Source organism: Chthoniobacter flavus Ellin428, assembly GCF_000173075.1.
Classification (GTDB): domain Bacteria; phylum Verrucomicrobiota; class Verrucomicrobiia; order Chthoniobacterales; family Chthoniobacteraceae; genus Chthoniobacter; species Chthoniobacter flavus.
Window position 1 is genome coordinate 38,724 of the sequence record NZ_ABVL01000021.1, and the last position, 14,786, is coordinate 53,509.

General features: G+C 63.1%; 11 protein-coding genes. 7 read left to right on the forward strand and 4 right to left on the reverse strand.

Annotated elements, in window-relative coordinates; translation table 11 throughout:
* Positions 1-59 precede the first annotated feature (59 nt).
* The 4 genes from CFE428DRAFT_RS25000 to CFE428DRAFT_RS25015 form a co-directional block, all read right to left on the reverse strand.
* Positions 60-1,598 carry a phenylacetate--CoA ligase family protein gene (locus CFE428DRAFT_RS25000; protein WP_006982467.1) on the reverse strand — a complete coding sequence of 513 codons (1,539 nt, stop codon included), beginning with the start codon at positions 1,596-1,598 and terminating at the stop codon, positions 60-62.
* Positions 1,549-3,090: a patatin-like phospholipase family protein gene (locus tag CFE428DRAFT_RS34450; protein ID WP_006982468.1), complete on the reverse strand. Its 1,542-nt coding sequence runs from the start codon at positions 3,088-3,090 to the stop codon at positions 1,549-1,551. The genes CFE428DRAFT_RS25000 and CFE428DRAFT_RS34450 overlap by 50 nt, the downstream gene beginning before the upstream one ends.
* Positions 3,072-3,707 (reverse strand): cyclic nucleotide-binding domain-containing protein, encoded by a 636-nt coding sequence (locus tag CFE428DRAFT_RS25010; protein ID WP_006982469.1) that lies wholly within the window; start codon positions 3,705-3,707, stop codon positions 3,072-3,074. Before CFE428DRAFT_RS25010 ends, CFE428DRAFT_RS34450 begins: the two co-directional genes overlap by 19 nt.
* A 69-nt stretch (positions 3,708-3,776) precedes the next feature.
* Complete coding sequence (locus CFE428DRAFT_RS25015) at positions 3,777-4,814, reverse strand: NAD(P)-dependent oxidoreductase (RefSeq protein WP_042725758.1); 1,038 nt, start codon at positions 4,812-4,814, stop codon at positions 3,777-3,779.
* A 157-nt stretch (positions 4,815-4,971) separates the two neighbouring features.
* Between CFE428DRAFT_RS25015 and CFE428DRAFT_RS25020 the strand changes: the two genes are divergently transcribed.
* The 7 genes from CFE428DRAFT_RS25020 to CFE428DRAFT_RS25050 are packed head-to-tail and all read left to right on the forward strand — an operon-like array spanning position 4,972 to position 14,648.
* Positions 4,972-6,567 carry a coiled-coil domain-containing protein gene (locus CFE428DRAFT_RS25020; protein ID WP_006982471.1) on the forward strand — a complete coding sequence of 532 codons (1,596 nt, stop codon included), beginning with the start codon at positions 4,972-4,974 and terminating at the stop codon, positions 6,565-6,567.
* The gene (locus tag CFE428DRAFT_RS25025; protein WP_006982472.1) at positions 6,564-7,583 is read left to right on the forward strand and encodes an extracellular solute-binding protein; all 1,020 of its coding nucleotides are present in this window, start codon (positions 6,564-6,566) and stop codon (positions 7,581-7,583) included. Before CFE428DRAFT_RS25020 ends, CFE428DRAFT_RS25025 begins: the two co-directional genes overlap by 4 nt.
* A complete protein-coding gene (locus CFE428DRAFT_RS25030; RefSeq protein WP_131989601.1) occupies positions 7,556-8,914 on the forward strand; it encodes a hypothetical protein in 1,359 nt (452 codons plus the stop codon). The genes CFE428DRAFT_RS25025 and CFE428DRAFT_RS25030 overlap by 28 nt, the downstream gene beginning before the upstream one ends.
* Positions 8,904-10,700 (forward strand): ATP-binding cassette domain-containing protein, encoded by a 1,797-nt coding sequence (locus CFE428DRAFT_RS25035; RefSeq protein ID WP_006982474.1) that lies wholly within the window; start codon positions 8,904-8,906, stop codon positions 10,698-10,700. Before CFE428DRAFT_RS25030 ends, CFE428DRAFT_RS25035 begins: the two co-directional genes overlap by 11 nt.
* Entirely contained in the window at positions 10,697-13,675 is a 2,979-nt protein-coding gene (locus CFE428DRAFT_RS25040; protein ID WP_006982475.1) for a VWA domain-containing protein, read from the forward strand. Before CFE428DRAFT_RS25035 ends, CFE428DRAFT_RS25040 begins: the two co-directional genes overlap by 4 nt.
* Before the next feature lie 6 nt (positions 13,676-13,681).
* Entirely contained in the window at positions 13,682-14,113 is a 432-nt protein-coding gene (locus CFE428DRAFT_RS25045) for an EamA family transporter (protein WP_006982476.1), read from the forward strand.
* 22 nt (positions 14,114-14,135) lie between these two features.
* Positions 14,136-14,648: a cupin domain-containing protein gene (locus CFE428DRAFT_RS25050; RefSeq protein WP_006982477.1), complete on the forward strand. Its 513-nt coding sequence runs from the start codon at positions 14,136-14,138 to the stop codon at positions 14,646-14,648.
* Positions 14,649-14,786 lie beyond the last annotated feature (138 nt).

The following is a 14,786-nucleotide window of genomic DNA, read 5'->3' on the forward strand; positions in this document are numbered from 1 at the left end:
ACTACACCTCACAGTATACTCACGAAGTCCGATCCGTGAGCAAAAAAGGTTCTGCGCAATCATTGTTGGGTTTGTCCGCTAAGTTCGCTTTTCCGTTCACTTCCGGCCTTGTTGGCCGCGCCGTTCCCATTGGCTCCGGGACGATGGTCGACGATGCGTTGCTCCTTCAGTTGGGTGCCGGTGCCCTGCAGCGTTTTCATCTCGTCCTCGCTGTGAAACTCGATGCGGTTCGGGTGCACCTCCACCTCGCTGGCAAAACGCTCATCCAACATCTGACGGAGCTGCGCATCGCTGTATTCATCCGCCTTGGCGACGTGCAGGACGAGTTCGTCGACGTCGAGCGGATCGTCGTGATGCTTGCGCAACTCGAGCTGCCAGGTGCCCACGTGATCCACGTTGTCGAGCACGTGCTCGAGCCGGTTGAAGTCGACCAGCGTGCCCTTGATTTTGTTGATCTGCAGTTCGCGGATTTCCGAGTTGCGCGAGATCTCGCCGACGAGGCGGGGAATCTGTTGTCCGCAGAATGGACACGGCTCGTAGAAGAGCCCGCCATCGGTGCAATCGCCCGTGCGATAGCGCAGGACCACCGACCCGCGCGCCATCAGCGGCGTGAAGACGATCTCGCCCGGCTCGCCTTCGCCGCGCGGTTCGCCGGTCTTCGGATCGACGATCTCGATCAGCGACATATCCGGGTGAATATGATAGCCCGCCGAACCCGCGTTCTCGTCGAACGGACATTCCGCCCACGCCATCTTCGCCTCGGTGAAACCGTAGCTGCGCAAGACGTCGATCTTCGGCGCGCCCATTTGCTGGGCCAGCGCGCGCAATTTACGCCGCATGCCGGAGGGCGCCTTCTCGCCGCCGAGCACGATCTTTTGCAAGTTGGGCAGCTCGATCCCTTCCTTCACCACGCCCAGCAGGAGATGGTAGAGGAAGGTGGGCATCCCGACGAGCACATCCGGTTTGATCTTTTTCATGAGCCGCATGTTGCCCTCGGTGCCCATGACCTTGCCTCCGCCCGTGCCGAGCACGAACGTCCCGAATTCCGCGCCGCCATAATGCGTAATCCAGAACGCCAGGTGTGGTGCGAATGGGAACATATTCATCATGCGCATTTCGCGGTTCGCTCCGCAGACTTCATAGACGCGTGCGCCGCCGACTTTCAGATTCTCAATATCCTGCGCGGTGTAGACGAAGGGCACCGGCTCCGCGCTGCGCCCCGTGGTGCTGGTCAGCAATAGCGGACGAAATTCCCGCTCGAAGCCTTCTGCCACGCTCGCCTTCCCGTGAAGCAGCGCCCGCAGGATGGTCGAGGGCCGCCGCGAGAGGACGGCACGATCCGGTACGAGGACAAAGTCCCGTACCGGATCGCTGCCGTCACTGCCGGGGAGGAAATCGCTCTTCGAGGTGAAGGGAATCCGTCGCAGGTCGTCGACGGAACGGAGTTGATCGGGGGAGAGTTTTTCCTTGGCAAACATTCGCCGGTAGTGCGCCGAGAAGGGGAGCACGGTGTCGCGCAGATAGCTGCGCAACCGGGCGAGTTGCCAGCTATGCAGCGAGCGGGGGTGTGACGGCCAACGGGGTGATGGCTTTTTCATAGGTGTTGGGTTTCGCGAGTCGGAGTAACTCGGGAAGTTGGGCTTCGGCGGCGGCACGGCCGAGGGCGATGTATTTCTTGGGCCGGGTGAAGTCGTGCCACAGGGCGTCGCTGGCCAGCGGGCGTACCACGAGGTCGGCCTCGCGCGCGGAGGCTTCGGCCACGCGGGTTTGGGCGCCGTTGATCGCACACATCATGGTGTCGAGAATGTTGCCGTGCGCGCCGTAGTCGAAGTGTTGATGGAGGAAACGGCCGAAGGCGGTGGGCGGCTTTTCGCGACCGTTGAGCTCGCGACCACTGTCCAGCCAGTAGCGCAGCTTTTCGGGAGTGGGGATGACGTTCACGGCGATGATGCGTTCGATGCCCATTTCCATGAGCACATCGACCGGGAGCGGATCGGCGATGCCGCCATCGATGTAGATCTCCCCATCGAGCGTGACCGGCACGCACACGCCCGGGATGGCGATGCTGGCGTCGACCGCCCCGGCCACCTCGCCCGTGGAAAAGACCACGCGCTCCAGCGTATCGAGCCGCGTGGCGAGTACGCGCAGGGGGCGAATCAAGTCCGAGAAATGCGCGTCGCCGATCGATTTGCGCAGCCGCGCCACCGTGCGGCGGGTGCGGATGAAGCCGCGCCGCGGCGGAATGACGGGATCGACGAGCCGCAGCAGGCCCCAGCGACCTTCCAGTTCGCGGGCGATTTTCTCCAACTGGGTTCCGTCCAATCCGTAGGACCAGATGCTGCCGACATACGCGCCCATGCTCGAACCCGCGATGCAGTCGACTTCGATGCCATTTTCCTCCAGCACCTGGATGACGCCGATGTGGGCGAGCCCTTTCGCGCCGCCCGAGGAAAGCGCCAGCCCGATTCGGCATCGCGCGATCTCCCGGGCGAGACGGTTGATATGCAGATCGAAGCGGTGATCCGCCCACGAGCCCTCGTTGCGCAGCGGAAACCCGCGCATCACCGAATGCGGCGGATGCCCCAGCTCTTTCAAGAGCGCATGGAATTCCGGGGCGGCGATGGATTCCTCCGCGCAGAGGATCGCTTTGATGTGGCAGCAGGTGCCGTGAGTGCGGTCGCACGCTTCGTGCAGGAGGAGGCGGAAGTCGTAGAGATTTTGCGTGCTCGGTTGCAGGAACACGTAGGCGAGATCGGACTCGATCAGCGCCTGGATGGTGATGGCCGAGGGCAGCTCCGGGTGCAGGTGTAGCAGCACGTAATCGTAATGCCGCGCGCAATGGCTGATGAGGGCCGCGATGACCGCCCTTTCCTGTGGCTCGCTCTCCATGCGCAGATGGAGTTCGTCGGCCTCCTCTCCACGGCTCTGCACGTGGCGGGCGAAGAAGAATTCCGAACCGAAATTGGCATCGGGAGTCGGAAATGACGGCACCGCCACACCGTCGTTGCGGCTCAGCCGGACGAGGAGTGTCCGTTGATTGGTGAGGTGATGCAGGGCCGTGCCGAGGCAGCTCAACCGTCTTTTCCGCATCGAGCCGGGGGAGTCAGCGGCAAAATCGAGACCACCCGCCGCACCCCTGCTTCCTCTCGCGCCTTGCCGTTGCGCAACGCCCGCGGCCATTCCACCACGCCCCGCGAAAATCTTCCGGCGACGCTCGGATCCTTGGCGAAAATCCCCTCCAATTCCGCCGCCGGAATCCGCAGCAGGATCGCCCGCGTGGCCACGACCACCGTCCGCCGGTGAGGCACATGGTTCAGCAGTGCGCGGTCACCCAGCAAATCCCCGGGGCCAGCCACTGTTTCCACGACAAATTCCCTTTCATCGCGTGCGCCCTCTGGCGTGGGATTCGGGGTCTCATATTTGCGTACTTCACAACGCCCGCTGAGAATCAGATAAATCGCATCGCACGCCTCGCCTTGGTGGAAGACCACGGTTCCCTTCGGGTATTCGGATACCGCGGAATCGGTCAGGAGCCGATCCAGAGTGCCACGAGGCAGGAGAGCCAGGAGAGGATGGGGGGCGACGGTATCCGAATCGATGGCGATTCCCCCATTTCCGGCGTCCGATGGTGGCTCCAGAAGATGCCCTACTTCCGTCGCCGCCAGCGACGTCGACTTAGCTTTTCTTATTTTAAGCCAGCCAAACATCACATTTACTTTATAGCATCATAGATGCCGTAAAACAAATCGCACCGCAGGTTGTAGTTGGATTTGACCCTAGGGAACGAGATTGATCGGCCCGCCGGCGACAAACGCGGTGATGTTCTCTACCGTCACTTGCTGCACGCGCTCCACCGCTTCCACGCTATTGAAAGCGACATGCGGGGTGAAGACGACGTTGCTTTTTGAAAGCAGGGCGTCGCCAAGCATCAGTTCCTGTAATTCCCGGACGCGATCGGCATCGCGCGCATCGTAGGCCGTGGCATCGGAACGAAGGTGCTGCACGATGTCCGCTGCGATGATGTTTGAGAAGGACTGGCGCATCACGCGTTCATCCTGCAGGACGTCCAGTCCCGCCCCGCCCACCTGCCCGGAATCGAGCGCCTCGCGCAAGGCCTGCGCATCGATCAGCGCCCCCCGCGCGGTATTCACCACGAGCACGCCAGGCCGGCATTTGGCGAACGTCTGGCGATTGAGAATGTGATACGTCTCCGCGGTGAGCGGCGCGTGCAGGGTGAGGATCTGCGCCTCGCGCAACACCTCGTCGAGCTCGACGAATTTGAAATCCAGGGTCTGCTCCAGCTTCGTGGGATGATCGATGTCGTAAGCCAGCACCGTCATGCGAAAGGCGTGGGCCAGTTCCGCGACGCGTTGCCCGATCCGCCCCATGCCGATGATGCCGATGGTCTTACCCGCCAGATCGAAGCCGCGATTCGCCGCGTAGGAAAACGCGCCGCCTTTCGGCGCCAGCATCACTTCCCGCAGCCGGCGGGAAAGCGCGAGGATGAGGGCGAAAGTATGCTCGGCCACGGTGGTGAACCCGTAGTCGTTCACATTGGAAATGGTGATTTGGCGTTCGCGGCAGGCGGGCAGATCGAAATGGTCGATGGCCGTCGAACGCGTGGCGATGAAGCGCAGCCGCGGATGGGTCTCGAGGAATTTGGACGTGATCCGCGAGTTGATGAAAATCGAGATCGCCTCGGCGTCGTCACCGACTTCGCCGAGCTGCGAGACAAAACGCAGATCATGCGCCGACAGTTGGTCGGAGTAGTATTCCTGCTCAGCCTCCTCGGTTTCGACGAAGTAGATAATCACGGTGGAAAGATGCGAGTGCGGCAGGGAATCACACCTGCGTTGTCGGAGCGATGCGGAAATTACGCTTTGTGGTCGGAGCGGGTGGATTACCGGACGCTCCCGGGCGGCCATTCTTCGGCATTGCCGCCCGGGGGCCGCGAGGCTTAGCTGTGGAGGTATGAGTCAGACCCAGCGATTGCTCCGGCGAGCCGCCGTCCGCATGATGCTGGCGTCGTTTGGTCGCTGGCTGCGCTGGGCGCTGCTCGCGGCGGCTGCGCTGTTTCTCGCTTACCTCGCGGCGTCGCGATTGCTGGGGCTTTTGCCCGATCGCTTTTCCCTGGTCGCGCTCATTTCGTTGAGTGGCGCGGCCTTCGTCGTCGCGTTGCTCTGCATTCGCCGTCCGGCGGAGCAGCGCGTCGCGCGGTTGGTCGATTCGCGCGCTGGGACGAAGGACCTGTTTTTATCCGCTGTGTTGCCGGCGGATAGCGCCGGTGCGTTTCTCCCCGTCGTCCAGGGCGAAGCTGAACAGCGGGCGCCGGGGATCGACCTGGCGAAGATGCTGCCGTTTCGCTGGACCGCGGGCGCGCTGCAAATCTTCGTGGCCGCGTTGCTGGTCGCCGCGGCGTTCCGTTGGTCGCCGCGGCTCGATCCTTTTCACAAGCTGGAGCAACGGCAGAAAATCGCGCAGCAGCAACAGAAGCTGCAGGAAGAGCGCAAGCTCACGGCCTTGCGCGCGGAAGCCGTCGCCGAGGAAACGCAGAAGCAGTCGGCGCAGATGCAGCAGGCGCTGGCCAGGCTCGACAAGACTTTCAAGGACGCAAAGCCGGAGAACAAGGACGAGGCCTTGAAGCAACTCGCCGATGAGCAGCGCGAACTCGGCGAGCTCTGGCGCAAGGTGAACAACGATCAGCTCAAGCAGGCGCTCGATAAATCGGCACAGAGCTTCGGCCAGATGAATGCCAGGGAGCGCAACGAATGGCGCGAGCAATTGCAGAAGGGCGATCTCTCCGGCATCCAGAAACAACTGGCCGAACTGCGCAACGCGCTCGCCAAGGTGGCCGCGATGCCGGATTCCGCGGAGAAACGCGCCGCGCAGGAAGAACTCGCGCACAAGCTCAGCCAGTTTGCCGAGGCGATGAAGGACATCGTGAAATCGCCCAACGTCGACGACGCGCTGAACCGCGCGCTGGCGCAGCTCGATGCCGGCAAGTTGAGCGACCTCGCGCAGGAAGCTACGCAGGACGCGATGAAATCCCTCGACCTCAGCAAGCAGGAGCTCGAGCAACTCGCGCAATCCATGAAGGACGGGAAATCGCTGGAGGATGCGCTCAAGAGTTTGCAGATGGCCAAAAAGCTCGCCGCCGCCGGCAAGCTCGATGGCGCCAATGGCAAGGACGGGATGAGCGCGGAGGATTACGCGAAGCTTTTCGCCGAGAAGATGGCGGAATTGACCGCGCAACAGGCCGACCCGGATGGACAGGGCGCTCAAGGCCGGGGAGGCGGCATCGGCAATGGCGCCAGGCGGCCGGAGGACGATTCGGTGAAGACCAGTTTCAAGTCGGAGAAATCGCCGGCGATGCTCACCGATGGAAAGATGCTGCTCGAGTGGAAGACCAAGGACGTCGGCGAGAGTGGAGCGCGCGCGGAGCAATTCCGCGACGCGGTGCGCGGAGTGAAACAAGGAGTCAGTGAAGCGTTGCAGGCCGAGCAGGTGCCGCCCGGCTATCACGACGCCATCAAGAAGTACTTCGATACCCTGCCGGAAAAGAAATGAGGAATCGTGTCGCGCTGATCGCGCTCGTGGCCGTGCTCGTGCTCGGCGTTTGCTGGTGGTGGCGCGCGGCGCACCGCGGCGAACTGGTCGTCTACTGCGCGCACGACGCCATTTACGCGGAGAAGATCCTGCACGATTTCGAAAAGCGCACCGGCATCCCGCTGGCCATTCGCTTCGATACTGAAGCCACGAAGTCGCTCGGCCTCACCGAGCTGATCCTGCGCGAAAAAGATGCGCCGCGCTGCGATGTCTTTTGGAACAACGAGTTGCTTGGCATGCTTGATCTGCAGGAGCGTGGGCTGTTGCAACCGTATGAAGGACCCGGCTACGCGCGCATTCCCGCGGCGTTCAAGGCGGCGGATGGAAGCTGGGCCGGTTTCGCCGCGCGACTGCGCGTGGTGATTTACAACACCGCGAAGATCGGCACGACCCCGCCGAACATCACCGGCCTGTTGCCCGACAGCGATCTGTCGCGCGTGGCCATTGCCAAGCCGCTCTATGGCACGACGCTCACCCATTACACATTGCTCTGGCACCTCTGGGGTGGCGACAAGCTCAAGACGTGGCATGCCGACTGGCGACGCTGCGGAGTGAAAGAAGTCGATGGCAATGCGGCGGTGAAGGATGCCGTCGCGGAAGGCGCCTGCTACGCGGGCTTTTCGGATACCGACGATTTCTTCGAGGCAAAGGATGACGGCAAGCCAGTGGCGATGGCTCCCGTGCGGTTGGATGATGGCAGGACGATCTGCATTCCCAATACGGTCGCCATCATTCGCGGGGCGAAACACGAGCGGGCCGCGCGCCAACTCGTCGACTTCCTCTTGAGCGAGGAAACGGAGCTCGCGTTGGCCAATTCCCGGTCGCGGCAGATTCCGCTCGGCCCGGTGCCCGTGGAAAAGCTCTCTCCCGAAGTCCGCGAACTCGCGCTAGCGGCGCGCGATGGAGAAAGTCTTTCGTCACTCGGCGCGGCCCGGAAGGAATGCCTGGCGTGGCTCAAGTCGATCTACGCACCGTGAGCATCGAGGCACAAACCGCACTGGCGCTGGCCCGCGCCCTTTTCATCGCGTTGCTGGCCGTTGTGGTATCCGCGCCGCTGGCTCCGTGGCTTATCGCCCAGCGCGGCCGCGCGGGCGTGGTCGCGTGGCTGTTGCTCCTCGCGCCATTCTTCACGCCGCCGTTGCTCGTCAGCTACGCATTTTCGAAATTCGCCATGGCGTTGCTCGTCTCGTTTTGGGGACACGAGACGCTCTATATCGTTGTCCTCGCGCTCAAGCTCATTCCCGTGGCGGTGGTGTTGCGCACGCTGCTGCCTTCGCCGCTTTCGCCGGAAGGGCGGCATGTCTTTCGAATTCTCGCACCGCCCGATCGCTGGACCCGCTTCCGTTTTCATCTGCGCGCGGCGGGGCACGCTCCGTGGATTGCCGGTGGCCTGGTCTTCCTCCTCGCCTTCGCCGATTTCGAACTGGCTTCGCTGTGGGGCGTGAAGACGTGGACCATGGCCGTCTTCGATGCGCAGGTCGGTGGCTATGCGCTTGGAGCCACACTGAAGCTCGCGGCCCGGCCGCTCATCGTCCAACTCGGCGTCCTCATCGCCATCGCTTTCGCGAAACGCGATCTGCCTGGCGTGCACGAGGAGCCGACGTCCCGGGCCGGCCGGATGCCCTGGGCCTATCTCACGTTTTCCGCTGGGTTCATTTCGCTGATCCCGCTGTTGATTGTCACCAGCCAGGCCATCACCGGCATTCCGAGTCTGCTGGAGAACTTCGTCCTCGGCGGACAACTTGCCGCCAGCGTGGTCTTCGCGGTGGTCGCAGCTGTGGCCGCCACCACCATCGCCGCCTGGGTCCGCCAATCTCCCGTCTTCCAACTCGCCGTGATTACACCCGGCCTCCTCGGTGCGCTGATCATCTCCCTGCTCCTCCTGACGCTCTTCCAGCTCCCGCTGCTCCGCGCTCTCTACGACACGCCGTTGCCCCTCGCCATCGCGCTCACCCTGCTCCTGCTCCCGCTCGCGCTGCTGCTCGGCGCGCTCTGGTTGCAACCATCGCCGGCTCTGCACATCGCCCGGCAGACCGGCAGCCGCCGGCTGCTTTGGCAAATGGAAACACGGCCGCGCGCCATGGCTGCCGGCATCCTCTTTTGCTGGGCCTATTTCGATTTCACCGCCTCGTCGATTCTGGCCCCGACCGGCTTCACGCCCGTCTTCGTCCGCCTGCACAATCTCGCCCACTACGGCCAGACCGCGGTCCTTTCCGCGATGATGCTCGCGGCTTTTGCCACCCCGATTTTGGTTCTGCTGTTGACCGGCACGGCATGGCGCCTCTATGCACGCGGGCATGGTCGCTGATTCCCTCTGGCAACTCGATGCCGTTTCGCTTGGCCCAGCGCGGCTGCGCGCGGTCTCGGCGACCATTTCTCCCGGCGCAACGGCGGTCATCGGTTGGTCGGGCGCCGGGAAGACCTCTCTGCTCAACCTGCTCGTCGGCTTTGAGTGCCCCGAAGGCGGTGCCATTGAGGGCACGCCACGCGTGGCCTGGGTGCCGCAGAATGGCGGGCTGTGGCCGCATTGCACCGCACTGGAGCATCTCGCAATCGCCCGTGGTTCGAGCGAAGGCAACGACGCGCTGCTCGCTGCCTTCGATCTCGCGGAAAAGCGTGACGCGCGTCCGCCCAAGCTTTCCCAAGGCGAACAATCCCGCCTCGCGGTAGCCCGTGCGCTGGCGACGAAAGCGGACGTGCTCGTCATGGATGAGCCGCTCGCTCACGTGGATCCCGCGCGCGTGGGTAAGTACTGGCGCGTCATTCGCGAGCACCTCGCGAGGACGCATACGTCGCTCGTCTTTTCCACCCACACCCCCGAGACCGCCGTGGGCGAAGCGCAACACGCCATCTGCCTTCGCGCCGGACGCGTGATGCACGCCGGGCCGGTGGCCGCGCTCTACACCGAGCCGCCCGATGAAGAGCTGATGGGATATCTCGGCGCCGGCAATTGGTTCACGCCGCCGGAAGCGCGCCGCTGGTTGCGCGCCCAAATCCCCACCAATCGCTGCCTGCGTCCTGAACAATTGGTGATCGAGTCCGTGAGTACCGGCGCCTTGCGCGTCGAGGCCTCGCACTTCCGTGGTTCCTGCGCGGAGATCGAATTGCGCCACGTGCCGAGCAATGCCACGCGCACCTTTTTCCATCGGCCGGCGCGGGATGAATTCCGGGCGGGCAAATTCGTCCAGCTCACCGCGCTGCTCTGCCTCACGCTGCTCTTTTTCCTCACCGGTTGCCATCGCCAGGCGGCCGCGACCCTTACCCCGCGCGACTGGCGCGTCTGGCAGCTCCCGCCGGAAGGCCCCATGCTGCCCACACCGCGCAGCCTTGCCACTGGCCTGGGCGACGACATCGCTTCCCTCGACACCGCCGGGCGCGTGCTCATCTATGGCGCCGATGGCAGGCTCAAGCGCCAGTGGCACATGCTCGATGTGAAGGTCGGCAAGCCCGAGGGCATCGTCGTCTTGCGCGATGGCCGCGTCGTGGTCTGCGACACGCATTACCATCGCGTCGTGTGGTTCGACGCCGACGGGAATTGGCTGAAAAACATCGGCCAGCAGGGGAAGGGAAACAGCGAGTTCATCTATCCCGTCGGCATCTGCAAGGATCCCGAGGAGAACCTCTACGTCTGCGAATACGGCGGGAATGATCGCATCCAGAAATTCACCCGTGAGGGCCAGTGGGTCACCAGCTTCGGCAGCTTCGGCACTGGACCGGGACAATTCCAGCGGCCCTCCGGCCTCACCTGGCTCGCGGGCAAAATCTACATCACCGACGCGGTGAACAATCGCGTGCTCATCTATTCCGACGGCGGCCAATATGTCGGCGTGCTCGGTGCGCCGGGCCAGCCGCCACTCGACTTCGATCTGCCCTACGACATCGCCGCCGGTGGTGATGGCGAGCTCTACATCATCGAATACGGCGGCGGCCGGCTGACCAAGGTGAGCCCGGATGGCCGTCTACTGGGACGCTACGGCCACACCGGTGGCGGCGAAGGCGAATTCTCGACACCCTGGGGGCTGACCATCGATTCCCACATGCGTTTGCGCATCGCCGATACCAAAAACCGGCGCATCGTTTCCCTGCAGCTATGAACCCGCTGCGCATCCTGTTCCCCCGAGCCCGGCGACCGGTTACCTTCGGCGCGCTGCTGCCGCTGCTGCTGTTTCTGGTGATTTTCGGAGTGGGCTGCGTTCTCGCGGAATGGCGCGGATGGTTTCGGTTTTCCTATCGTCCGGCGTTTTATCTCGCCGTGGTGATGCCCTGGGTATGGTGGTTGCATCACGCGGGCAATGCGGGGCTTTCGCGCGGCCGCGCGGTCGTGGCGCTGCTCGTGCGGCTGATGATGATCGCCGTCTTCATCCTGCTCCTCGCCGAACCGCGCGCGGTCCGCCGCAGCGATGTGCTTTCCGTGGTCTACGCGCTTGATGTTTCCGATTCCATGGGCAGCAAGGTGCGCGATCAGGCGCTGAACTGGATCATGCAAACGGCCACGACGAAGCCGCAGAAGGACGAAGCCGGCCTGGTCGTTTTCGGGCGCGACGCCGCGGTGGAATTGCCGCCGCGCTCCAGTTTCCCATTTGAAGCGATCAACTCCCGCGTGGCGAAGGACGGCACCGATCTCGGTCAGGCCATGAGCCTCGCCGCGGCCATGCTCCCCGAGGAACACCAGGGCCGCATCGTCCTCATCACCGATGGCAATGAAACCGAAGGCAGCGCGCTGGCCAAGGTCGACGAACTGAAAGCGCGCGGCGTGGCGGTGGACGTCCTGCCGGTGGCTTTTTCCTACGACAAGGAGGTGTGGCTCGAGCGCCTCGATCTTCCGCGTGTGGTCAAGGCGGGCGAAACTTACGAAGCCAGCGTGCTGCTCGATTCGCTCGCCGCCGGCCACGGCACGCTGCGCCTGCGTGAGAACGGCAAACAGATCTTCGAAAAGGAAGTCGACTACAACGCCGGCAAGAATCGCTTCACCCTGCCGCTCTACCTGCGCGAGCCCGGCTACTATGAATACGCGGCGACGATCGATGTGCCGCCGGGTGAGGACGGCTGGGCGGAGAATAACATCGCCATCGGCGATCTGTATCTGCGCGGCGAGGGCCAGGTATTGTTGCTCACCGATACGAAGAGCGACACCCGCGATTGGGAGCCGCTGGTGGCCGCGCTCAAGGCCAGCGAACGGATCGTGCAAGTGCGCATGGCTTACGAAATCCCGCGGGAGGCCACGGCGCTGCTGCCCTACGATCTCATCATCATGGCCAATGCCTCGGCGGATGCCTTTGACGCTCCGCAGCTCCAGGCCTTGCGCGATGCGGTCTATCATCACGGCGCCGGTTTGATCATGCTCGGCGGCCCGCAGAGCTTCGGCCCCGGCGGCTATCATCGCACGCCGATCGAGGAAGCGCTGCCCGTGGAGATGGATGTGAAGCAGAAGAAGGTGCTCCCGAAAGGCGCCCTCGCGATCATCCTGCACACCTGCGAATTCCCCGAGGGCAACACCTGGGCCAAGCGCATCGCCAAGGAAGCCATCCGTGTGCTCGGCGCGCAGGATGAAGTGGGACTCATCGACTACGCCTGGGGTGCACAGAATGGTTACAACTGGGTTTTCCCGCTCACCCCTGTCTCGGAGTACGACAAGCTCGTCCCGCTCATCAATGCCGCCACACCCGGCGACATGCCCGATTTCCACACGCCCATGCAACTCGCGCTCACCGGGCTGCAGCAGAGCGACGCCGCGCTCAAGCACCTCATCGTCATTAGCGATGGCGATCCCTCACCGCCGACACCGGCGCTCGTGCAATCGTTTGTCGATTCCAAGATCAGCGTCTCGATGATCGCGATCAACCCGCACGGCGGCCGTGACATCTCCATCATGCAGGCCATCTCGCAGCAGACCGGTGGGCGTTATTATTTCCCGGAAGATCCCGCCGCGCTGCCGAGCATTTTCATCAAGGAAGCGAAGACGCTGAAGCGCTCGATGTTGCAGAACAAGACCTTCACGCCCGAGGTGGATTTTCCTTCGCCGGTGCTCAAAGGCATCGACCAAATGCCGCCGCTGCGGGGTTACGTGCTGACCACCGCGAAGCCGCGGGCGAGCACGGTGTTGCGCGTGCCGCCCGACAAGCAAGCGCCCGACCAACTCGACCCGCTGCTTTCCATCTGGCGTTTCGGTCTCGGCAGCACGGCGGCGTGGACGAGCGATCTCGGTCAGTCGTGGGCCCAGGACTGGCTCGGGTGGGACAAGTATCGCGCCTTTGTGAAGCAGCTGGCGCAACAGGTCTCGCGCGTCGAGCAACCGAATGATTTGCGCTTGAATACGTTTGCCACGGGCAACAACGGCATCATCTCCGTCGAAGATTTCGCCAAGGACGAAGCGTTTCTCGAAGTGGTCGCCCGCGTGACCGGTCCGCGGGGCGATGCTCTTGACCTGCCGCTGCGGCAGACCGGCTCGCGCCGTTACCAGGCGCAATTCCCACTCTCCGGCAAAGGCCGCTATCAGGTCTCCATCGCGGCCACCGGACGCGCCGCGAAGAACGGCGAGCCGGAACAACTTTTCGGCGGATTCGCCGTTCCTTATTCCCCGGAATATCTCAGTTTCCGCAGCAATCCGCAGTTGCTCCAGCAGATCGCTGCGCGCACCGGCGGACGCGTGCTCGATCCTGCGACCACCGATCTCTATCACCCGGAACGGCACACCCGCGAAAGCACCCAGCCGGTCTTCGATTGGTTGCTCATCTTCCTCGCCTGCCTGTTGCCGATCGATGTCGCTGTGCGCCGCGTGCAGCTCGATTGGATGGTGATTCGCGGCTGGTTTAGCTTTGGCAAAAAGTCCGAGGATTCCACCGCGACCATGGGCGCGCTGCTTGGCCGCAAACGCCGCGTCGAAGCAACTCTCGCCACGACTCCCGAGCCCGCATCAAAACCGATCGCCAAACCGCCGCTCAAATCGGCCCCTCCATCCATCCCGAAACCTGCCGCGCCGGAAGCAAAGCCGAGTGATGCCGGCGAATCCATTTCCACCACCGAACGTCTCCTGGCGCGCAAGCGCAAACGGGACCAAGACCAAAAATAAGCCGCCATGGAACCCTGGAAAATCCAAGCCATCCTCGCTGCCGTCTTCGCCGGCCTCACCTCGATCCTCGCCAAGAGCGGTATGAAGACGCTCGGGCCCGATGTCAGCCTTGCGTTGCGCACGGCCGTCGTCTTTGTCCTCATTGTCGCCAATGCCTTCATCTGGACCTCCGGTCGTCCCGGGGCTGCGCTGGCCGCGGCCCGTCCACGCGATCTGCTGCTCCTCGCGCTGAGCGGACTCACCACGTCGCTCTCGTGGATCTTCTACTACCGTGCCATGAAAACCGGCACGGTCTCCTTCGTCGCGCTGGTCGATAAGGGCAGCATCATCGTCACCCTGGTGCTGGCCTTCGTGCTGCTCCACGAACCTTTCACGCCCAAGACGGCCTGTGGCGCGGGGCTCATTCTGGGCGGCGTTGCCGTCCTCACGTGGAAGTAGCTGCGTATTGGAAAAGACTGATATGAGCACCCCGTCGAAAAATCCGTTCCTCGAAGATGTGTTGAAAGACCACGCGACCCTCTTCCAACCTGGCCAGGGCGAAATCCTGCAAATGGGCGGATCGAAGATCACCCTCAAAGTCACGAGCGCCATTTCCAATGATCAGTTGGGCGTCTACGAAATCGAGCTCGCGCCCGGCAGGATCGGCGCCCGGCTGCATTATCATCGGTTTATGGACGAGACGTTCATCGTCACCGAAGGGGTGCTTACCGTGCAGCACGGCGATACCGAAGTGGAAGCGCCCGCCGGCTCGGTGATCTACCTCCCGCGCTTGACGCCCCACGCCTTCGCCAATCGCTCATCCGCGCGAGCCGTGACCACGCTCATCTTCAATCCGGCGCAAAAGCGCGAAGGTTTCTTCTACGGCCTGCAGCAGATCCTGGCGGCGGACCCGATCAACCCGGAGGACTATCTCACGCTCTATAACAAATACGACAGCTACCCGGTGGATACTGCGAAGATGCTACCGGTATAGGGAGTGATCAGACTCCGATCGGTCCTATACTTCCTATTCCTCCTATACGCCGCAGGCGTTTTCCTGCTCGGAAATCGGTTTCTCCAAAAGCCACCTCATGTCGTGAAAATACCCGCGTCTGTAGTGGCAATGTTTACC

Coding starts and splice junctions, on each gene's coding strand:
- CFE428DRAFT_RS25010 (WP_006982469.1), bottom strand. CDS start 3,707: ATGTTTGGCTGGCTTAAAATAAGAAAAGCTAAGTCGACGTCGCTGGCG.
- CFE428DRAFT_RS25045 (WP_006982476.1), top strand. CDS start 13,682: ATGGAACCCTGGAAAATCCAAGCCATCCTCGCTGCCGTCTTCGCCGGC.
- CFE428DRAFT_RS25035 (WP_006982474.1), top strand. CDS start 8,904: ATGGTCGCTGATTCCCTCTGGCAACTCGATGCCGTTTCGCTTGGCCCA.
- CFE428DRAFT_RS25040 (WP_006982475.1), top strand. CDS start 10,697: ATGAACCCGCTGCGCATCCTGTTCCCCCGAGCCCGGCGACCGGTTACC.
- CFE428DRAFT_RS34450 (WP_006982468.1), bottom strand. CDS start 3,090: ATGCGGAAAAGACGGTTGAGCTGCCTCGGCACGGCCCTGCATCACCTC.
- CFE428DRAFT_RS25025 (WP_006982472.1), top strand. CDS start 6,564: ATGAGGAATCGTGTCGCGCTGATCGCGCTCGTGGCCGTGCTCGTGCTC.
- CFE428DRAFT_RS25000 (WP_006982467.1), bottom strand. CDS start 1,598: ATGAAAAAGCCATCACCCCGTTGGCCGTCACACCCCCGCTCGCTGCAT.
- CFE428DRAFT_RS25020 (WP_006982471.1), top strand. CDS start 4,972: ATGAGTCAGACCCAGCGATTGCTCCGGCGAGCCGCCGTCCGCATGATG.
- CFE428DRAFT_RS25050 (WP_006982477.1), top strand. CDS start 14,136: ATGAGCACCCCGTCGAAAAATCCGTTCCTCGAAGATGTGTTGAAAGAC.